The sequence below is a fragment of the Mesorhizobium sp. LSHC420B00 genome, assembly GCF_000503055.1.
Lineage (GTDB): Bacteria > Pseudomonadota > Alphaproteobacteria > Rhizobiales > Rhizobiaceae > Mesorhizobium.
Genome location: NZ_AYVY01000002.1, coordinates 507863 through 528654, shown reverse-complemented (window position 1 = coordinate 528654; position 20792 = coordinate 507863). Strand labels below are relative to the sequence as shown.

Here is a 20792-nt window from a genome sequence, read left to right as displayed (position 1 = left end):
CTTCGGTTTGCAAGCCAATGCGCCAAATTAGCTGGCACATGTCAAGCACGCAAACACCATCTTGCCGTCAGTAACGACAAGCAGAACGAGATATATTGATGTTCATTCCATCTGTGCGGTTATCAGGCTGGACTTTTTTCCGCAACGTCAAAAAAGGCCCGCCGTAGTGAAACTGTTATCGAGCCCGGGTGGCCGTTGGCGACGGGAGCGCCATCGATTGCCACCACCGGCATGGCGATCGTGGTCGCGGAGCTGATGAAAACCTCGCGCGCGGCCTTGGCCTCGGCAACCGAAAAGCCGCGCTCCTCGATCTTCAGGCCGAGCTTGGCGGCGACATCGAACAGTGTCGTGCGGGTGATACCGCGCAGGATGCCATGCTCGGCCGGCCGCGTCACCAGCACGCCGTCCCTGGTGATGATCCAGGCGTTCGACGATCCACCTTCCTTGACGGTGCCGTCAACATCGACGAACCACGCCTCCTGGGCGCCTGCTTCCTTGGCTTTCTGTTTGGCCAGCACGTTCGGCAACAGGCCGACCGACTTGATATCGACCCGATCCCACCGGTTCTCCGGCACCGTGATAACCCGGATCCCGCTCTCGGCCCGCTTCGCGGCAGCTGCAGGATCGGCTTTTTTGGCGGTCACCACCAGCGACGGCTTCGTGCCCGCCGGCGGGAAGAAAAACTCACGGCTGGCGACACCGCGTGTCACCTGGACATAGACCAGGCCGTCGACGACATGGTTGCGGCGCACCACCTCGCCCATGACGAGCGGCAGCACGCCGCGCGTGATCGGCCAGTCGATCGAGAGTTCGGTGAGCGAGCGGTTCAATCGGGCGAGATGGCGCGGCATGTCGACGATGAAGCCCCGCGCCACCTCGCAGACCTCGTAGACGCCGTCGGCGAATTGATAGCCACGGTCCTCGATGTGCACGGAAGCTTCGGCGTGAGCGACATAGCGTCCGTTCACATAGGCAATGCGCGGCATGGATAACCCCTGGAGAAGTCAGCGCATGAGCCCGAAAATCGGAATCGATTTCGGAAAGGATCATGCGCAAAAATCAAAATGCTACAGCCTCCTTTGTGCGTCCCAAAGACGCGCGGCGCTGCAGTGCTCTTATGCGATTCCACGACCGCCGTAACCGATAATTGCGTGGGCCACGGCTGGTTTGGCTCTCAGACGCCCAGCGACTTCAGCTTGCGGTGCAGTGCAGAGCGTTCCATGCCGATAAACTCTGCCGTCTTCGAGATGTTGCCGCCAAAACGGTTGATCTGGGCGATCAGATAGTCCTTCTCGAATTGTTCGCGTGCTTCACGCAGCGGCAGTGCCATTATGTGCTGATCGGACTTGGTTGGAGTGCGCGGCATGACGTCGCCGATCTCGGCTGGCAGGAGGTCGGCGGTGATCGGCGCATCGACATCGTCGCCGCGCGCCAGGATCATCAGGCGCTCGACATTGTTGCGCAACTGCCGAACGTTGCCCGGCCAGTTGTGCGCCTGCAGCACCGCCAGCGCGTCGTCGCCGATGCGGCGCGGCTTGATGCCGGCCTGGCGAGCGATCTGCTTCATGAAATTGTCGACCAGATAAGGAATGTCCTCGCGACGCTCGGCCAGTCCCGGCACCATGACCGGAACCACGGCCAGGCGATGATAAAGGTCCTCACGGAAACGGCCGTCGGCGATCATGGCTTCCAGGTTCTGCGAGGTCGACGAGATGATGCGTACGTCGACCTTGACCCGCTTGGTGCCCCCTACCCGCTCGAACTGCTGTTCGACCAGCACGCGCAGGATCTTGTTTTGCGTCTCACGCGGCATGTCGGCCACTTCATCGATGTAGAGAATGCCGCGATGGGCCTCCTCCAGCGCACCGACCTTGCGTTCGACGCCGTTCGATTCGGTGCCGAACAACTCGATCTCCATACGCTCAGGCGTGATGTTGGCGGCACTCAGCGTCACAAACGGTGCACTCTTGCGCGCCGACAGTGCGTGGATGGCGCGCGCCGCCAGTTCCTTGCCCGAGCCGGAGGGGCCGATAATCATGACGCGGCTGTTGGTCGGCGCGACGCGCTCGATGGTCTGGCGCAATTGGCTCATTGCCGACGACATGCCGATGAGGTCGAAAGTCTCGCCGCTGCGCAGCTTGAGATCCGAAACCTCGCGTCTCAATTTGGACGTTTCAAGCGCCCGTTCGGCAATAAGGATCAGCCTGTCGGCCTTGAACGGCTTTTCGATAAAATCATAGGCGCCGCGGCGGATGGCCGAGACTGCCGTTTCGATATTGCCGTGGCCCGAGATCATCACCACCGGCAGGTTCGGGTGCATCGTCTTGATCTTGTCCAGCAAAGCGAGGCCATCGAGCCGCGAACCCTGCAGCCAGATGTCGAGGAAGATCAGCCTGGGTGCCCGGTCGGCAACCACCGCCAGCGCGCTGTCGGCGTCAAACGCCGTGCGGGTTTCGTGACCTTCGTCGCTCAGGATACCGGCGACGAGTTCGCGGATGTCTTCCTCGTCGTCGACGATGAGAATATCAGACGCCATTACCGACCTTTTCAGTTTCTTTTTCGTGTTCCGTCTTGCTTTCGCCGCGTATCGGAACGGTGGCGGCAACCGGCAGGATGATGCTGATCATCGCACCCCGCCCATCGTGGAATTCCGCTGGTGCATCGTGCAATTCGAGTCGCCCGCCATGGTCCTCCACGATCTTCTTGACGATAGCGAGGCCAAGCCCGGTGCCTTTCTCGCGTGTCGTCATGTAAGGCTCGAGCAAGCGCTGCCGGTTTTCGCGCGGCAAGCCCCTGCCGTTGTCGATGACGTCGATTCGAATCGCGCCATTCTGACGCCCGGCTTGAATCCGGATTATGCCGTGCGGACGATCCTCTGCATCAAGTCCGTCGATAGCTTCGGCAGCATTCTTGATGACGTTGCCGAAAGCCTGCGCCATCAGGCGGCTGTCGAACGTGCCTTTGAGCGGCTCATTGCCGAAGACGCGCTCGAAGGTGATGTCGGCGCGGCTCACTTCGACTAGGAACGAGGCCTCGCGCAACGAATCGCGCAGATCGATGGCCTTCATTTCGGGTTTCGGCATGCGGGCGAACGCTGAGAACTCGTCGACCATGCGGCCGATGTCCTCCACTTGCCGGATGATGGTGTCGGTGCATTGATCGAAAACCTCACGGTCCTCGGTGATGACCTTGCCGTAACGGCGCTTGATACGCTCGGCCGAAAGCTGGATCGGCGTCAGCGGGTTCTTGATCTCGTGGGCGATGCGCCGCGCCACGTCGGCCCATGCAGAGGAACGCTGTGCCTGGACCAGATCGGTAATGTCGTCGACTGTCACGACGTAGGATTTATCCTCCGAACCGTCGTCGCCGGCTTCAATCGTGATCTGCACGTTGAAGGTCCGTTCGGTGCCGGCACGATAGAAGGTGACCTGTTCGCGATAGACCGGCTTGCCCGACTTGCGGCCGATCTCGAAGACGCGGCCGACATGCGGTAGCACGGCGGAAAGGTTCTGCCCAAGCGCCGCGGTGGCGGATATGGCCAGCATCGTTTCGGCCGAACGATTGACGATGGTGACGATGCCATATGGATCGACGCCGATGACCCCGGCGGTGACGCCGGCAAGCACAGCCTCCGAAAAGCGCCGCCGCTCGTCGATCAGATCCTTGGCCGACAGGATCTCGTTGCGCTGCGATTTCAGCTCCATCAGCATCTTGTTGAAGGTGTCGCCGAGCGAGGCGACGTCGCCATCGGAGGGGCGGACTGGCACGGCCACATCGAGATTGCCGGTAGCGACCTCGTCGGCCGCGCCGATGAGCTGACGAATCGGCCGCACCAGGCGGTCGGCCACCGCAATGCCGGTCCAGATGGCGGACAGGATGATGATCAGCGTCAGCGACAGATAGGGAAGCGCGAAAGCCACTTGCGAGGTGCGGCGATTGTCTTCGAGACCGCGATATTCTGCGGTGTTGGATTTGACGATCTGCCGTGCCTTGATCACCTCGGGATCGACGAGGCGAATGGTGTAGAGATAGAGCCCGTCGATCTCGCGCAGCTTGACGATGGCCCCCATGATGTTACGGGTGCGCGGCTCGATCAGCACCGGCTTGCCGTTGGCCGCGCTTGCCACAGCGCCCTCCGGCGGCTCCGGCATGGCAAAGTCCGCGTCGGTCTTGGCGCTCATGACGAAGGAACCATCGGGCTTGATGAGTGCTGCGTGTGCCAGGGAGCGTCCAACCGCCTCCTTGTTCATGAGGTCAAGGAAGCCGGTCCGATCGAGGCCGTAAAGCGTGCGCGAAGCGTCGAGGTCGTAAGCCATCGACAACGTCGTGCCCTGAAGATTTCGTGCGTTTTCCTGCACATAGGCGTCGGCGATCGACAACGACGAATTGACGATCGTCTTGGTGCGGATCTCGAACCAGCGGTCGAGGCCGATGTCGAGCGTGATCGACGCGATGATCGCCACCATGATCGCGGGGATGGCGGCGACCAGCGCAAACATCGCCACGATGCGCACATGCAGGCGCGACGCAGCCTTGCCGTGCCGGCGTGCCATCAGGATGCGATGCACTTCGCGGCCGACCAGCAAGATCAGAAACAGGACGAACGCGGCGTTAAGCGCGATCAGCGCCAGCGTCGTCCGCGCGTCGGGCGTGATCGGCGTGGCGCCAACCAGAATGGCGAAGGAGATCGCCGCCGTCACCAGCGCACCGGCAATGGCGACCACGCCGGGCAGCGCAAGCAGCCGGCGACCGTCTCGCGCGCCGGTAGTGCTGAAATGCGGTTTGCTCAGTGTCGGTGCGTGCAGAGCCATGTCGCCGTCTAGAGCCAGTGATTGCGTCGGATGTATGCAACGCATTGTGGCGATTATGCAACAAGTGTGGCCGAGACGGAAATCTTTCGGCGATCGATCCCCTGGAAAGCGCTCGTAAGGGGTTCGTCTAGACCTGCCTGGAGGACTTGTAGACGTTGACGCCGAGTTCGCGAATCTTCTTGCGCAGCGTGTTGCGGTTGAGTCCTAGCAATTCGGCGGCCTTGATCTGGTTACCGCGCGTTGCGGTCATCGAGGCGAGGACCAGTGGATACTCGACCTCGGAGAGGATTCGCTGATAGAGGCCGGCCGGCGGCAAGTCGCCGGCAAACGAGGCAAAATAGCGCTGCAGGAAATGCTCCACCGCCTGGCCGATGGAAAGGTCGTCGGGAATGAGGTTGCCGCCACCTGGAACGACAGGCCTTTCGCCAGTCTTCAACTCCGCCTCGATGATCTCGGCGGATATCTCGTCCTGCGAATACAGTGCAGCCAGCCTGCGGATGAGGTTTTCGAGTTCGCGCACGTTGCCAGGCCATGGGTAGCGCTTCATCAGCTCGATGCCGCCGGTGGAAATGCGCTTGGTCTGCAGGCCTTCACTGGCGCCGAGCTTGAAGAAGTGCCGGACGAGGTCCGGAATGTCCTCCGATCGCTCGCGCAGCGCCGGCAGCCTGAGCGGCACAACGTTCAAGCGGTAGAACAGGTCCTCGCGGAAAAGCCCCTGATTGATCAGCGTGCGCAGGTCCTTGTTGGTGGCAGCGACGATGCGCACGTCGGTCTTGATCGGCGTGCGGCCGCCGACCGTGGTGTATTCGCCCTGCTGCAACACACGCAGAAGCCGCGTCTGCGCTTCCATCGGCATATCGCCGATCTCGTCGAGGAACAGCGTGCCGCCTTCGGCCTGCTCGAAACGGCCAGTGGAGCGGCTCTGTGCGCCGGTAAAGGCGCCCTTCTCGTGCCCGAATAGTTCCGATTCGATCAGGTCGCGCGGGATCGCCGCCATGTTGATCGCGACGAAGGGGCCACCACGACGACGGCCATATTCATGCAGCGCGCGCGCCACCAGTTCCTTGCCGGTACCCGATTCGCCTGAGATCATCACCGTCAGGTCGGTCTGCATCATCCGCGCCAGCATGCGGTAGATGTCCTGCATGGCCGCCGAGCGGCCGACCAGCGGCATCGTTTCAGGCGGCTCGTCGGCACGCGTATCGATCTTGGGCCGCCGCGGCTCGGAAAGCGCCCGATTGACGATGTTGAGCAGCTCCGTCAGGTCGAACGGTTTTGGCAGATATTCATAGGCTCCGGTTTCGGAGGCCCGGATCGCCGTCATGAACGTGTTCTGCGCACTCATGACGATGACCGGCAGTTCCGGTCGCGCCTTCTTGATGCGCGGTAGCATGTCGAAGGCGTTCTCGTCAGGCATGACAACGTCGGTGATGACCAGATCCCCCTCGCCCGCGGCCACCCAGCGCCACAGCGTCGAGGCATTGGAGGTGACGCGCACGTCGTGACCGACGCGCGAAAGCGCCTGGTTGAGGACAGTGCGGATGGCCGCATCGTCGTCGGCGACGAGAATATTGCCGCGAATGGTCATTTGCGGTCTCCTTCACCGTCGTCGTCGGCAAACTGGGTTTCTTTCCACGCCGGCATCAGGATGCGGAAGGTGGTCCCGCGCGGCGTCGATTCGCATTCAATGATGCCGCCATGCTCGCCGACGATCTTTGCGACCAGCGCCAGACCGAGACCGGAGCCGTTCGGCTTGGTGGTGATGAAGGGATCGAACAGGATCGGCAGGATATCCTCGGAGACACCCGAACCGTTGTCGCGCACGCAGAATTCCAATGGCAGCGACACCCGGTCCTGCGTTCCGGGCACGGAAACACGGATGCCCGGGCGGAAGGCAGTCGACAGCGTGATCTCGCCCTGCGGATCGCTGCCGATCGCCTCGGCGGCATTTTTTACCAGATTGAGGAACACCTGGATGAGCTGGTCGCGATTGGCAAAAACCGGAGGCAATGATGGATCATAGTCCTCTAATATCTTGATCCGCTTGGCAAAACCGTTCTTGGCGATTGCTTTGACATGGTCGAGCACGACATGGATGTTGACGGGGTAGCGGTCGATCGGCCGCTCGTCCGAAAACACCTCCATGCGGTCGACCAGCGAGACAATGCGGTCGGTCTCGTCGGTGATCAAACGCGTCAGCGCGCGATCCTCGTCGGACGCCGACAGCTCAAGCAGCTGCGCGGCGCCACGAATGCCGGACAGCGGGTTCTTGATCTCATGGGCAAGCATCGCGGCAAGGCCGGTGACCGAGCGCGCCGCACCGCGATGCGTCATCTGCCGGTCGATCTTGTCGGCCATTGAGCGTTCCTGGAACATCACCACGACGGAGCCTGGAAATTCCGTCACCGGCGCGACGTAGAGATCGACCACCTTCTCGATGCCGAGACGCGGCGACGACACGTCCACCCGGTATTCGTTCACCGGCGCACGGCGCTCGCGCACCTGGTCGACAAGCGTCAGCAGCGGACTGCCGAAAGGAATGAGCTTGTGCAGCGTGTTGCGGGCGAGCATCGTGGCGCTCGAGCGGAAAAAATCCTCGGCATCGGCATTGGCGAAGGTGACGAAGCCTTGCGGATCGACCATGATCACCGGCCGACGAATTGTGTTGAGCACAATATGCGCGGCGTCCGCCATGTCCGTGCTCTGTGTGACGGTGGCGTTCATGCCGCACTCCGCAGATTCGGCGCTTCGGGAGCGCTTGAAAACATGTCGCGCAGCAAGGCAATGACCCGCCCAGGCTCGAAAGACGTGAGGATGGCCTTGCGCCAGTCATCGCTTGTGACGGCATGGCGGTCGAGATACCAGCCGAGATGCTTGCGCGCCTGGCGCAATCCGCTTTCGGCGCCATAGAGCGTCAGCATGTCTTCGTAATGGGCAATGACGTAGTCGGTCAGCGCTTGCGGGCTGTCCGGCATGCCGGATACTGGCTCGGCCAGCGCGGCCGCTACAATGCTGCCGGCAGTCCACGGCGCGCCATAGTGCGCACGGCCGATCATCACCGCGTCGGCGCCGGACTGGTCGAGGATCAAGGCTGCCTCTGCCGGCGAGCCGACATCGCCATTGGCAACCACAGGGATGGAGACGGCCTGCTTGACGCGTGCGATGGCACGCCAGTCGGCCGTGCCCTGATAGAACTGGCAACGTGTGCGGCCGTGCACCGTCACCATCCTGACGCCGGCCTGCTCGGCGCGTCGCGCCAGCATCGGCGCGTTGAGCGCGCTCTCGTCCCAGCCAAGCCGCATCTTGACCGTGACCGGCACGTCGACCGCGCCGACTACCGCTTCGATCAGCGACAGCGCGTGGTCGAGGTCTCGCATCAGTGCCGAACCGGCATAGCCGCCCGTCACCTTCTTGGCCGGACAGCCCATGTTGATGTCGATGATGTCGGCGCCTTCGCCGGCTGCGATTCGTGCGCCCTCGGCCATGTGCACCGCGTCGCGGCCGGCAAGCTGGACCATGTGGACAGGCAGCCCGGAATGACGGATGCGCAGGCCCGAGCCAGCCCTGCCCTTTGCAAGCTCGCCGCTCGCCACCATTTCCGATACAACCAGCCCGGCGCCATGCGCATGGGCGCGCTGCCGGAACGGTTCGTCGGTAATGCCCGACATCGGCGCGAGAAACACGCGGTTGCGGATTCTCACGCCACCCACCTCCAGCGGCGAAGCCAATTTGGTCACATCAGGCATGCACAAAAACCAAGCACCTTCGATTGCTGCACATTCTCTAGCCAGAACGACGGCAATGTGCAACGCGCAATGTCGTGACATTAAGGCGCATTTGGGAAAAATATGGATCGCCGGACGGCATCAATCCTAGGTCTTGTGAAAGCGATACCACTTTTCAGGATCATGCGCTAAGCGTCTCGGCATGAGACATGTCAGCGAAAAGCCAGCTGCCGACGACAAGGTCGCCGTGGTCATCGTTGCTGCCGGGCGCGGCGCGCGCGCGGGGCAGGCCAATGGGCCGAAGCAGTACCAGCAGATTGGCGGCGGCGCCGTTATCGCACGCACGCTCGACGCCTTTCTGACGCATCCGAAAATTGGACCTGTCGTCGTTGCTATCCATGCCGAAGACGGCGCGCTTTTCCGCCGCGCCGCCGGCGCGAACGCCGACCGTGTCGTCGCTGTGATCGGCGGTACGTCACGGCAGGAGTCCGTCCGGCTTGGACTGCTGGCGTTGAGAAGCCATGCGCCGGGCCGGGTCCTGATCCATGATGCGGCTCGGCCGTTTGTCGATGCGGAACTGATAGATCGCACGATCGCCGCCATTGAAGAGCGCCAGGGAGCGCTGCCTGCTTTGCCCGTTGCCGATACGCTGAAGCGCGAAACGGCCGAAGGCATGAGCGGCGAAACAGTGTCCAGGGCCGGGCTCCATGCCGCACAGACACCACAAGGCTTTCCGTTCTGGCCGATCCTGGCCGCGCACGAAAAGGCTCATCAATTGGGCAAGGCGGATTTCACCGACGATGCGGCAATCGCCGAATGGGCGCATATTCCGGTGAAGATCGTTCCCGGCTCGCCGGACAATGTCAAACTGACCTGGGCACGGGATATTGCGATGGCGGATCAGCGGCTTTCCAGCGCCTCACGTTTTCCGGACATCCGAACCGGCAACGGCTACGACGTCCATGCCTTCGAGCCCGGCGACCATGTCACCCTGTGCGGTGTCGCTATTCCGCACGACAGGAAATTGTCCGGCCATTCGGATGCCGATGTCGGCCTGCATGCGTTGACCGACGCGCTGCTCGCCACCTGCGGCGCCGGTGACATCGGCACGCATTTCCCGCCCTCCGACCCGCAGTGGAAAGGGGCCGCTTCACGCATCTTCGTCGAACACGCAGCGAAGCTGGTGCGCGAGCGCGGCGGGCGCATCGCCAACGCCGACATCACATTGGTTTGCGAGGCGCCGCGCGTCGGCCCGCATCGCGAGGCCATGACCGAAACGCTTTCCGCAATGTTGCGAATTTCGCGCGACCGCATCTCGATCAAGGCGACAACCAATGAGAAGCTCGGCTTCGTCGGCCGTGAGGAAGGCATAGCGGCCATCGCGACCGCCAGCGTTGTGTTTCCAGGGGATGTCCCCGAATGAGCAATAGCGATCTCGCAGATGCCCTGCTTCAGGCCTGCCAGCAGCGCGGCATCATGCTGGCGACGGCGGAGAGCTGCACCGGCGGCATGATCATCGCCACGCTGACCGACATTGCCGGCTCTTCCACTGTGGTCGATCGCGGCTTCATCACCTATTCCAACCAGGCCAAGACCGAGATGCTCGGCGTCTCGGCCGCTACACTCGAGGCGAACGGGGCGGTCTCGCGCGAGACTGCGGTGGAGATGGCGGCCGGCGCCTTGGCCCATTCGCGCGCCGGGCTTGCGCTCGCGGTGACCGGCATCGCCGGTCCGGGCGGTGGCTCAGCGGAAAAACCTGTCGGCCTGGTCTGGTTCGGCGTTGCCGTGGCTGGCCGACCGGTGGTCAGCGAATGCCAGCTGTTCGGCGACAAGGGCCGTGATTTCATCCGCCGGGAGACGGTCCGGCATGCGCTTGAACTGGGTCTGCGCGCGCTCGCTGCGGATCAGGCCGCCGATGGCGTGCCGTAGATGATTTCGGCGCGTTTCTCGAACGCCTCGGAGAACATGCGGAAGGCGCGGTCGAACATGGTTCCCATGAGCGCACCCAAAATGCGGCTCTTGAACTCATAGTCGATAAAGAAGCAGACGTTGCAACCACCGCCGTCCGCCGGGTCGAAGCGCCAGACATTGCTCAGATATTTGAACGGGCCGTCGATATATTTGACGTCGATGGCGTTCTCGTCAGGCTTCAGCAGCACCTGCGTGGTGAAAGTCTCGCGGATCGCCTTGTAGCCAATGCTCATGTCGGCGATGAGCAGCGTGCGTCCGTCGCGTTCCTTGCGCGAACGAACCGTAAGTGCCTCGCAAAGCGGCAGGAATTGCGGATAGGATTCGATATCCGCGACCAGAGCGAACATCTGTTCAGGCGTATGCGCGACGCGGCGATGGGCTTCGAATTGTGGCATGAAACCAGTTTGTTAGGCGGACTTCCTGAGAAACGCTTCGCGCGCCGCGCGCAACCTGGCGAAATCGTCGCCGGCATGATGCGACGAGCGCGTCAGCGGGCTCGACGCCACCAGCAGGAAGCCCTTGGTCCGGCCGATCGTCTCGAAAGACTTGAACTCCTCCGGTGTGACAAAGCGGATCACCGGATGGTGCTTCTTCGACGGCTGAAGATATTGGCCGATGGTCATGAAGTCGACATTGGCCGAACGCAGATCGTCCATCAGTTGCAGGATTTCGTTCCGCTCCTCGCCAAGGCCAACCATGATGCCGGACTTGGTGAAGATCGAGGGGTCGAGTTCCTTGACTCGCTGCAAGAGCCTGATCGAGTGGAAATAGCGCGCACCCGGCCGAACCGTCAGATAGTTCGACGGCACGGTCTCGAGATTATGATTGAAAACGTCGGGCTTGGCCGCCACGACGATCTCCAGTGCACCGTCCTTGCGCAGGAAGTCGGGCGTCAGGATTTCGATCGTCGTCAGAGGCGTTGCCGCCCGGATGGCGCGGATGACCTCGGCAAAGTGCTGAGCTCCGCCATCGGCGAGATCGTCGCGGTCGACTGAGGTGATGACGACATGGCTTAGGCCCATTTGCTTGACGGCGTGTGCGACGCGCGCCGGCTCGTCGGGATCGAGTGCGGTCGGTATACCGGTAGCCACGTTGCAGAACGCGCAGGCGCGCGTGCAGATCTCGCCCATGATCATGAAGGTGGCGTGCTTCTTTTCCCAGCACTCGCCGATGTTGGGGCAACCGGCCTCTTCGCACACCGTCACCAGCTTATGCGACTTCACGATCTCGCGCGTCTCGGCATAGCCTTTCGACATCGGCGCCTTGACGCGGATCCAGTCGGGCTTGCGCAGCACATCCTGGTCGGGCTTGTGCGCCTTTTCGGGATGCCGCAGGCGCGGCGCATTGGCGATCGTGTCGAGGACGGTGACCATATGAAATCCGGTTCATTCGCGATCGCCTGTCCGACGTTCGCTTTCCCAAGTCATCTAGGACTTTTCGCTGCAAAGAAAAAGGCCGCGGCGGCGCATGCCGCCACAGCCGTTTTCGCATGGCATGAGTTCAGCAATTAACGGCGCACCATGCGTCCTACCCAGATCAGCAGGCAGGCACCAATGAAACCGGTGATCAGATAGGCGATCCAGCCGGCGCCGAAGGCGCCGATGTTGAGCGCCTGCAGGATGGCATTCAGCACGATCGCGCCGACGATGCCAAGAATGATGTTCATCAAGATGCCGGTGTTGCTCTTCATGAACATCTCGGCAAACCAGCCTGCCAAACCGCCGATGATGATGGCTGCTACCCAGCCCACGCCGTTCACGTCCATATGCCCTCTCCTGTGGTGATGAATGCATCCGGAAACGAATTACCTTGCCGTCGAGTTCCTTGACATACATGTGTGAGTCTCGCGCAGCCAATTTATCATGCGTTCAGCGCACGGCCATAGGCGTCGAGAACACTCTCCTTCATCATCTCCGACAGCGTCGGGTGCGGGAAGATTGTGTGCATCAGCTCTTCCTCGGTGGTTTCCAGGTTCATAGCCACGACGAAGCCCTGGATCAGTTCGGTTACTTCTGCGCCAACCATGTGGGCACCCAGCAACTGGCCGGTCTTCTTGTCGAAAATGGTCTTGACGAAGCCTTGGTCTTCGCCCAGCGCAATCGCCTTGCCGTTTGCGGCGAACTGGAAGCGGCCGACGCGGATGTCCTTGCCATCGGCTTTCGCTTTGGCTTCCGTCAGTCCGACCGAGGCGACTTGCGGATTGCAATAGGTGCAGCCCGGGATCTTCAGCTTGTCGATGGCATGCACGCCGGCGAAATTGGCAATCTTTTCCACACACACCACGCCCTCATGCTCGGCCTTGTGGGCGAGCATCGGCGGTCCGGCGACATCGCCGATGGCATAGATGCCGGGCACGTTGGTCTTGCCGTAGCCGTCGACGACGATGCAACCGCGTTCGGTCTTCACGCCGAGCGCCTCGAGGCCGAGATTTTCAATATTGCCCTGTACCCCGACGGCTGAAATCATGCGGTCGGCGGTGATCTTCTCGACCTTGCCGTCCTTCATCTCGACATGCGCGGTGACCGAATTGGCGCCCTTCTCGACCTTGGTCACCTTGGCCTCGAGGATGATCTTCATGCCCTGCTTCTCGAACTGCTTTTGCGCAAACTTCGACACTTCGGCGTCCTCGACCGGCATCACAGCCGGCAGCAGTTCAACCACCGTCACCTCTGCGCCCATAGTGCGGTAAAACGAGGCGAACTCGATGCCGATGGCGCCCGAGCCCATCACCAGCAGCGACTTCGGCATCTCTTTCGGCACCATCGCCTCGAAATAGGTCCAGATCAACTTGCCGTCCGGCTCGATGCCGGGCAATGCGCGCGGCCTGGCTCCGGTCGCCAGGATGATGTGCTTGGCGGTGTAGGTGCCCTCGCCTTTGACGCCCTTGGGCGCCGGCGGCTGCGGCTCCATCGGCTTCTTCGACGATTTCGACACGACGATCTCGCCGGGTTTCGTCAGTTTGGCTTCGCCCCAGATGACGTCGACCTTGTTCTTCTTCATCAGGAAGCCGACGCCGCCGTTGAGCCGCAGCGAGACCTTTCGCGAGCGATCGACGACGGCGGCGGTGTCGACGCTGACCTTGCCGTCGATCTTCAGGCCGTAATCCTTCAGATGATCCGAATAGTGCATGATCTCGGCCGAGCGCAGCAGCGCTTTGGTCGGAATGCAGCCCCAGTTGAGGCAGATGCCGCCCAAGTGCTCGCGCTCGACAATCGCCGTCTTGAAGCCAAGCTGCGCCGAACGCACTGCAGTGACATAGCCGCCGGGGCCGGAGCCGATGATGATAACGTCGTAGTTCTCAGCCACGGCTTTTCTCCTTCACAATTCCAGCATGACGCGCACGAGCGGCGTCAGCGCTTGCCCGATGCTCCGCGTGTTTTCCGCGTCAAGGTGGACGCCGTCCAGCGGCGTCGTTTCGGCCACCGTGCCCGCATTGAAGAAGCCGCAGCCGGCCTCGTCGGCAAGGGCGGAATATTGCGGCGCCAGCCGCTTTGACGCGTCATCTCCGCCGGCGAACATTTCTTTGAACTCGGCGTTTTCCGTGCGGCTGACTACGGGCGGCGCGACGATCAGGATCTGCGGCGCCGGCCAATCGAACGGGTAATCATGACCGCGCACAATATCGATCAGGCGTTGCACGCCTTGTTTGGCCGCGACCGGATTGCCGTGAATCCACGGCTTCATATCGTTGGCGCCGAGCATGATGACGATCAAATCGATCGGCGCATGAGTCGTCAGGATCGTTGGCAACAGCCTTGCGCCATTGCGGTCCGCTCCGGCCAAGTGATCGTCGAAGGCGGTGGTTCGGCCATTCAGGCCTTCGGCGATGACCTCGACGCCGCTGCCCAATGCCGCCTGCAGCACGCTCGGCCAGCGATCTTCCAGCGGATGTCGGCCGAGGTTTGCCGCGTCATAGCCCCAAGTAAGCGAATCGCCGTAGCAGAGGACCGTCTTCATGTGCCTGCCCCGCCGAAACCTGGTTGCGAGCGCGCCAATCGCCAGCGCACGAAAAGCCACTGGACCAGCACCGTAGCGATGCCCGGCAGGACGAGACCCGCGACTATGGGAAGATCGCCCGACCATTGGCTCTTGCCTGGGGGCTGGGAGAAAGTCCAGCCGATCAGGGAAACTCCAACGAGCACAAAAAACGCTACCCCTATGGTCGCCGTCAGCTTTGTTGCCCGTCGTGGGTCCGACATGAATTGTGCGATGAAGAACGCGACCGTCACGAGGACGGTGACGAGAGCCGAGATCATAAACACAAGGATGTACTCTACGTCGGCATTGGTTGCGACGGCGAGCCACTGCGCCACCAATCCGCCGGCCAAACCGGAAAGAAAGAAGGCAAAAAGGCTGGTGAAGAATTTCCGCACCGCCCTGTTCCCTTCTCTTAGACCAGCATGCCCATCGGGTTTTCGACCATGCGTTTGAAGGCGACGAGCAGCTCGGCGCCGAGCGCACCGTCGACGGCGCGGTGATCGGTCGACAACGTCACCGACATGATCGTGGCGATCTTGATCTCGCCGTTCTTGACCACCGCGCGTTGCTCTCCGGCGCCGACCGCCAGGATCGTCGCATGCGGTGGGTTGATGACGGCAGAAAAATCCTTGATGCCGAACATGCCGAGATTGGACACTGCCGTGGTGCCGCCCTGATATTCTTCCGGCTTCAGCTTGCGGCTGCGGGCGCGGCCGGCAAGATCCTTCATCTCGTTGGAGATAACGGACAGCGTCTTTTCGTCGGCACGCCGGATGATTGGCGTGATCAAGCCGCCGGGGATCGACACTGCAACACCGACATCGGCATGCTTGTGCTTGACCATGGCGTTTTCTGTCCACGACGCATTGGCATCCGGCACCGCCATCAGCGCCATGGCCAGAGCCTTGATGACCATGTCATTGACGGAAAGCTTATAGGCCGGCGTTTCCCCCTTCTCGGTCTTCTTCACCGGGGCGGCCGCATTGATCTGCGTGCGCAGGGCCAGAAGTGCGTCGAGCTCGCAGTCGAGCGTCAGATAGAAATGCGGGATGGTGGTCTTGGCCTCGACCAGCCGCCGCGCAATTGTCTTGCGCATATTGTCGTGGGGGACCAGCTCGTAGGAGCCTTCGGCAAACAGTTTGAGCACCTGCTCGTCGGACATTGGCTTGGGTGCTGCTGCCGCAGGTGCCGGAGCACCGGCGGCCGCTGCTTTTGCTGCTGGTGCCGCCTTGGCGCCGCCACTGGAAATTGCGGCCTCGACATCGGCCCTGACCACGCGACCATGCGGGCCGGAGCCCGTCACCGCCGACACATCGACACCGGCTTCCTTGGCGATGCGGCGGGCCAGCGGCGAGGCGAAGATGCGGCCGTTCGCGGATTGGCTGATCTCCCCCCGTGTGGGGGAGATGGCCGGCAGGCCAGAGGGGGGCGCCTCGCTCCCTGCGGCAGGAGGGACAGCGCCCCCCTCTGTCGACTTCGTCGACATCTCCCCCACGGGTGGGGAGATTGGCGCTTTTTCCTGCTTCGCCTCAGCCTTTGCCGGCGCAGCGCCATCACCGCTTTTGGCGGCAGAAGCAGCATCCTCGCCCTCCGCCGCCAGCACCGCGATCAGCGCATTGACCTTGACGCCTTCAGTGCCGGCCGGAACCACCAGCTTGGCAACCGTGCCTTCGTCGACGGCTTCGACTTCCATCGTTGCCTTGTCGGTCTCGATTTCGGCAATCACGTCGCCCGGCGAAACCTTGTCGCCTTCCTTGACCAACCACTTGGAAAGATTGCCCTCTTCCATCGTGGGCGACAGCGCCGGCATGGTGATGTTGATCGGCATTTTGTCCTCCCGCCCTGCTCAGCGATACGTGACGGCTTTGACCGCCTCGACGACCTCGCCGACATTGGGCAGCGCCAGCTTTTCGAGGTTCGCCGCATAGGGCATCGGCACGTCCTTGCCGGCAATGGTAATGACCGGTGCGTCGAGGAAATCGAAGGCGCGCTGTGAGACCTGATTGGCGATATGGTCGCCGACCGAGTTCTGCGGAAAGCCTTCCTCGACCACCACCAGGCGATTGGTCTTTTTGACCGAGGCGATGATCGTGTCGAAGTCGAGCGGGCGGATAGTGCGCAAGTCGATGATCTCGGCATCGATGCCCATGCCGCGCAACTCCGCCTCCGCCTTGATCGCGTAGGTCATGCCGATGCCGAACGAGACGATGGTCGCGTCCTTGCCGGATTTGTGAATGCGCGCCTTGCCGATCGGCAACACGAAATCGTCCATCTTCGGCACGTCGAAGGAGTGGCCGTAAAGGATTTCGTTTTCGAGGAAGATGACCGGGTTCGGATCGCGGATCGCCGCCTTGAGCAGACCCTTGGCGTCGGCGGCGGTATAAGGCATCACCACCTTCAATCCAGGAATATGGCTGTACCAGGCGGCATAGCACTGCGAATGCTGCGCGGCGACGCGGGCAGCAGCGCCGTTCGGGCCGCGAAAGACGATCGGGGCGCCCATCTGGCCGCCGGACATGTAGAGCGTCTTGGCGGCTGAATTGATGATCTGGTCGATCGCCTGCATGGCGAAGTTGAAGGTCATGAATTCGACGATCGGCTTCAGGCCGGCCATCGCCGCGCCAACACCAACGCCGGCAAAGCCGTGCTCGGTGATCGGCGTGTCGACCACGCGTCTCGGACCGAATTCCTGCAACAGGCCTTGTGTGATCTTGTAGGCGCCCTGGTACTCGGCGACTTCCTCGCCCATGACGAAGACGTCGCCGTCGCGGCGCATTTCCTCCGCCATTGCGTCGCGCAACGCTTCACGCACCGTGGTCGAGACCATTTCGGTGCCGGCCGGGATGTCCGGATCGGCGGCAATTTCCAGCTTGGGCGCGGCGGCAACAGGTGTTGCCGCTTCGCTCTTGGCCGGAGCAGCAGCGGGGGCCGGAGCAGCCGCGGGGGCCGGAGCAGCCGCGGGCGCTGCCGCTTGCGACTCGACAGCCTCCTCGCCAATGCCTTCGCCCGCCTCGTCGATGTCTTCGCCATCGAGGGCCAGCACAGCGATCAGCGTGTTGACCTTGACGCCTTCGGTGCCGGCAGGAACCACGATCTTGGCAAGTGTGCCTTCATCGACGGCTTCGACTTCCATCGTTGCCTTGTCGGTTTCGATCTCGGCAATGGCGTCACCGGCTGCGACTTTGTCGCCTTCTTTCTTCAACCACTTGGAAACATTACCCTCTTCCATGGTCGGCGAGAGGGCGGGCATGAGAATTTCGATCGGCATGTCCTTGCCCTCTCGTTAAAGTACGATATTGGTCCAGAGCTCGGACGGATCCGGCTCCGCGTCGTTCTGGGCAAATTCTGCAGCGTCGGCGACAACGTCGCGGACTTCCTTGTCGATGGCCTTGAGCTCGTCCTCGCTTGCCCATTTCTTGTCGAGCAACCGTGCCTTGACCTGTTCGATCGGGTCACGTTCGGAGCGCATTTTCTGCACTTCTTCCTTGGAGCGGTATTTTGCTGGATCCGACATCGAATGGCCGCGGTAGCGGTAGGTCTGCATTTCGAGAATGAGCGGCCCGTTGCCGGCGCGGCACCATTCGGCGGCGAGGTCGCCGGCGGCCTTGACGGCGCGCACATCCATGCCGTCGACCTGGATGCCTGGAATCTTGAAGGAGGCGCCGCGATGCGAAAAATCCGTCTCGGCCGACGAGCGCGAGACCGAGGTGCCCATGGCGTAGCGGTTGTTCTCGATGATGTAGACCACCGGAAGCTTCCATAGCGAGGCCATATTGAAGCTTTCGTAGACCTGGCCCTGATTCGCGGCGCCATCGCCGAAATAGGTCAGCGTCATATTGTTGTTGCCGCGATAGCGGTTGGCGAAGGCAATGCCGGTGCCGAGCGACACTTGCGCGCCGACGATGCCGTGGCCGCCGTAAAAATGCTTCTCCTTGGAGAACATGTGCATGGAGCCGCCCTTGCCTCTCGACAGGCCGCTACGGCGCCCGGTCAGTTCGGCCATGACGCCGCGCGGCGACAACTCCATGGCCAGCATATGGCCATGGTCGCGATAGGCGGTGATCATCTGGTCGCCATCGATCAGCGCCATCTTCATGCCGGTAACGACCGCCTCCTGGCCGATGTAGAGATGGCAGAAACCGCCGATGAAGCCCATGCCGTAAAGCTGGCCGGCCTTTTCCTCGAAGCGGCGGATGAGCAGCATGTGCCGGTAGGCGGCAAGCTCCTGGTCTTTGGTGAATTCAACAGGCTTTGGGGTGGAAAGGCCCATCGTTTTGCCGTCGGATTTGGATTTGGCAGGCGCTTTTCTGGCGGCGGTGGCCATGCATCACTCCCTGTTGGCGTCTCTTGGCGGACAGCGAGGGAGATCAGTTCTCCCACCGATTTGAGGCAGGCTAACATGCAGGGAAGGCTTTCGCCATGCCGAAAACGCATGGCTGTCATGCATCTAAGCGCCTAAAATCATTGCAAATATCGCCGATTAACTGAAATTGCGTTATCTTGCGACCGGCAGCATGATGGTGATCTCGTCGGCATGGGACAGATTGAGCGCCTTGCGCGCCTGCTCGTCCAGCATGTCCTTCTCGAGCGTGCCCTCATGCATCAGCTGGACGCGGCGCTCCAGGTCGATCCGGCGTGCCTTGACGGCATCAAGCCTGCCCTGCAATTCGACAGTCTCGGCTTCGAGCCGATACTTGGAATAGATGCCGAACTCGCCATGATAGGCATGGAAGCCGAAATAGGTCAGGAACACCACGCAGAGCGAGGGGATGATCAGCCGGCCGGTGTTTCTTTGCTTGTGCTGGCGTGTCCACATGGTCCGAATCCTCTGCGCCGCCTTTGTCGCCCGATTGTGCTTAATGGACGNTTGCTTGTGCTGGCGTGTCCACATGGTCCGAATCCTCTGCGCCGCCTTTGTCGCCCGATTGTGCTTAATGGACGGTTACGGATTGCTGGATTCGGAGCCCTGAAAGCAAAAGGGCGGGAATGTCCCCGCCCTCGCTCGCTCGGATTTTCTGTCGAAAATCAGCTTTTAACGATCGACTTGCCGGCATACCGCGCCTGCTTGCCGAGCTCCTCTTCGATGCGGATGAGCTGGTTGTACTTGGCCATGCGGTCCGAGCGTGACAGCGAGCCAGTCTTGATCTGCCCGCAATTGGTGGCAACGGCGAGGTCGGCGATGGTCGAATCCTCGGTCTCGCCCGAGCGGTGCGACATCACCGCGGTATAGCCGGCCTTGTGCGCGGTCTCGACGGCGTCGAGCGTTTCGGTAAGCGAGCCGATCTGGTTGACCTTGACCAGGATCGAATTGGCGACACCCATGCGGATGCCGTCGCGCAACCGCGCCGTGTTGGTGACGAACAGATCGTCGCCAACCAGCTGCGTTTGCTTGCCGATGAGGTCGGTCAGCATTTTCCAGCCGTCCCAGTCGTCCTCGGCCAGGCCGTCCTCGATGGTGATGATCGGGTAGTCGGCAGCGAGCTTGGCCAGATATTTGGCTTGCGCCTTCGGGTCGCGGGTCTTCTTCTCGCCTTCATAGACGTAGTTGCCGTCCTTGAAGAACTCGGTCGCCGCGCAGTCGAGTCCGAGTGCGACCTCCTCGCCTGGCCTGAAGCCGGCCTTCTCGATCGATTCCATGATGAAGTCGAGCGCGGCCGGCGCGCTTTTCAGGTTGGGGGCAAAGCCGCCCTCGTCGCCGACATTGGTGTTATGGCCGGCATCCTTCAGCCTCTTCCGCAGCGTGTGGAATATCTCCGAGCCCCAGCGCACGCCATCGCGCAGCGTCGGCGCGCCGATCGGCAGAATCATGAATTCCTGGAAATCGATCGGGTTGTCGGCATGCGCACCGCCGTTGATGATGTTCATCATCGGCACCGGCAGCACATGCGCCTTGGTGCCGCCGACATAACGGTAGAGCGGCAGGCCGGCCGCTTCGGCCGCGGCCTTGGCCACGGCCAGCGACACACCGAGAATGGCATTGGCGCCGAGCCGGCTCTTGTTGGGCGTACCATCGAGCTCGATCATGGTTTGGTCGATGTGGATCTGATTCTCGGCCTCCATGCCGCCGATCGCCTCGAACAGCTCGCCGTTCACTGCCTCAACCGCCCTGAGCACGCCCTTGCCGAGATAGCGGGGGCCGCCGTCGCGCAGTTCGACCGCCTCATGCGCGCCGGTCGATGCGCCGGACGGCACCGCGGCGCGGCCCATTGAGCCGTCTTCGAGCACGACGTCGACCTCGACGGTCGGATTTCCGCGGCTGTCCAGGATTTCACGCCCGACAATGTCGATGATGGCCGTCATTGCGATG

19 protein-coding genes are annotated in these 20792 nt (G+C 62.0%); 2 read left to right on the top strand and 17 right to left on the bottom strand.

Going from position 1 to position 20792, the window contains the following annotated elements; all coding sequences use genetic code 11:
• Positions 1–122: 122 nt before the first annotated feature.
• The 6 genes from X760_RS46485 to dusB all read right to left on the bottom strand — a co-directional run bounded on the left by X760_RS46485 (position 123) and on the right by dusB (position 8557).
• Positions 123–986, bottom strand: coding sequence for a D-amino-acid transaminase (locus X760_RS46485; protein ID WP_023717579.1), 864 nt, complete (start codon positions 984–986; stop codon positions 123–125).
• Between the two features lie 188 nt (positions 987–1174).
• Positions 1175–2536, bottom strand: a complete 1362-nt coding sequence (locus X760_RS46480) for a sigma-54 dependent transcriptional regulator (protein ID WP_023717578.1) — start codon at positions 2534–2536, stop codon at positions 1175–1177.
• Positions 2526–4811, bottom strand: coding sequence for a PAS domain-containing sensor histidine kinase (locus X760_RS46475; protein WP_023717577.1), 2286 nt, complete (start codon positions 4809–4811; stop codon positions 2526–2528). Before X760_RS46475 ends, X760_RS46480 begins: the two co-directional genes overlap by 11 nt.
• A 127-nt stretch (positions 4812–4938) precedes the next feature.
• Entirely contained in the window at positions 4939–6399 is a 1461-nt protein-coding gene (gene ntrC, locus X760_RS46470; RefSeq protein WP_023717576.1) for a nitrogen regulation protein NR(I), read from the bottom strand.
• Complete coding sequence (locus X760_RS46465) at positions 6396–7535, bottom strand: nitrogen regulation protein NR(II) (RefSeq protein WP_023717575.1); 1140 nt, start codon at positions 7533–7535, stop codon at positions 6396–6398. The genes ntrC and X760_RS46465 overlap by 4 nt, the downstream gene beginning before the upstream one ends.
• Positions 7532–8557: a tRNA dihydrouridine synthase DusB gene (gene dusB, locus X760_RS46460; RefSeq protein ID WP_023717574.1), complete on the bottom strand. Its 1026-nt coding sequence runs from the start codon at positions 8555–8557 to the stop codon at positions 7532–7534. The genes X760_RS46465 and dusB overlap by 4 nt, the downstream gene beginning before the upstream one ends.
• Positions 8558–8738: 181 nt before the next feature.
• On the opposite strand from dusB, the gene X760_RS46455 reads away from it, so the two are divergent.
• On the top strand, positions 8739–9959 hold the full coding sequence (locus tag X760_RS46455) for a bifunctional 2-C-methyl-D-erythritol 4-phosphate cytidylyltransferase/2-C-methyl-D-erythritol 2,4-cyclodiphosphate synthase (protein WP_023717573.1): 1221 nt from the start codon (positions 8739–8741) through the stop codon (positions 9957–9959).
• Positions 9956–10465 (top strand): CinA family protein, encoded by a 510-nt coding sequence (locus X760_RS46450; protein ID WP_023717572.1) that lies wholly within the window; start codon positions 9956–9958, stop codon positions 10463–10465. Before X760_RS46455 ends, X760_RS46450 begins: the two co-directional genes overlap by 4 nt.
• Here the strand turns inward: X760_RS46450 and X760_RS46445 are convergent.
• From X760_RS46445 to eno, 11 genes are all read right to left on the bottom strand, one after another.
• Positions 10441–10902, bottom strand: a complete 462-nt coding sequence (locus tag X760_RS46445) for a type II toxin-antitoxin system RatA family toxin (protein ID WP_023717571.1) — start codon at positions 10900–10902, stop codon at positions 10441–10443. The genes X760_RS46450 and X760_RS46445 overlap by 25 nt on opposite strands.
• 12 nt (positions 10903–10914) lie before the next feature.
• The gene (gene lipA, locus X760_RS46440; protein WP_023717570.1) at positions 10915–11880 is read right to left on the bottom strand and encodes a lipoyl synthase; all 966 of its coding nucleotides are present in this window, start codon (positions 11878–11880) and stop codon (positions 10915–10917) included.
• Between the two features lie 134 nt (positions 11881–12014).
• Positions 12015–12272: a GlsB/YeaQ/YmgE family stress response membrane protein gene (locus X760_RS46435; RefSeq protein ID WP_023717568.1), complete on the bottom strand. Its 258-nt coding sequence runs from the start codon at positions 12270–12272 to the stop codon at positions 12015–12017.
• Between the two features lie 95 nt (positions 12273–12367).
• Positions 12368–13813 carry a dihydrolipoyl dehydrogenase gene (lpdA, locus tag X760_RS46430; RefSeq protein WP_023717567.1) on the bottom strand — a complete coding sequence of 482 codons (1446 nt, stop codon included), beginning with the start codon at positions 13811–13813 and terminating at the stop codon, positions 12368–12370.
• 12 nt (positions 13814–13825) lie between these two features.
• Positions 13826–14464 (bottom strand): SGNH/GDSL hydrolase family protein, encoded by a 639-nt coding sequence (locus tag X760_RS46425; protein WP_023717566.1) that lies wholly within the window; start codon positions 14462–14464, stop codon positions 13826–13828.
• Positions 14461–14880 carry a hypothetical protein gene (locus tag X760_RS46420; RefSeq protein ID WP_023717565.1) on the bottom strand — a complete coding sequence of 140 codons (420 nt, stop codon included), beginning with the start codon at positions 14878–14880 and terminating at the stop codon, positions 14461–14463. The genes X760_RS46425 and X760_RS46420 overlap by 4 nt, the downstream gene beginning before the upstream one ends.
• Before the next feature lie 17 nt (positions 14881–14897).
• On the bottom strand, positions 14898–16313 hold the full coding sequence (locus X760_RS46415) for a pyruvate dehydrogenase complex dihydrolipoamide acetyltransferase (protein ID WP_023717564.1): 1416 nt from the start codon (positions 16311–16313) through the stop codon (positions 14898–14900).
• Between the two features lie 18 nt (positions 16314–16331).
• Positions 16332–17753 carry a pyruvate dehydrogenase complex E1 component subunit beta gene (locus X760_RS46410; protein WP_023717563.1) on the bottom strand — a complete coding sequence of 474 codons (1422 nt, stop codon included), beginning with the start codon at positions 17751–17753 and terminating at the stop codon, positions 16332–16334.
• Between the two features lie 15 nt (positions 17754–17768).
• The gene (gene pdhA, locus X760_RS46405; RefSeq protein WP_245278530.1) at positions 17769–18755 is read right to left on the bottom strand and encodes a pyruvate dehydrogenase (acetyl-transferring) E1 component subunit alpha; all 987 of its coding nucleotides are present in this window, start codon (positions 18753–18755) and stop codon (positions 17769–17771) included.
• Between the two features lie 225 nt (positions 18756–18980).
• A complete protein-coding gene (locus tag X760_RS46400) occupies positions 18981–19301 on the bottom strand; it encodes a septum formation initiator family protein (protein ID WP_023717561.1) in 321 nt (106 codons plus the stop codon).
• A gap of 209 nt (positions 19302–19510) precedes the next feature.
• A complete protein-coding gene (eno, locus tag X760_RS46395; protein ID WP_023717560.1) occupies positions 19511–20785 on the bottom strand; it encodes a phosphopyruvate hydratase in 1275 nt (424 codons plus the stop codon).
• Positions 20786–20792: the final 7 nt, after the last annotated feature.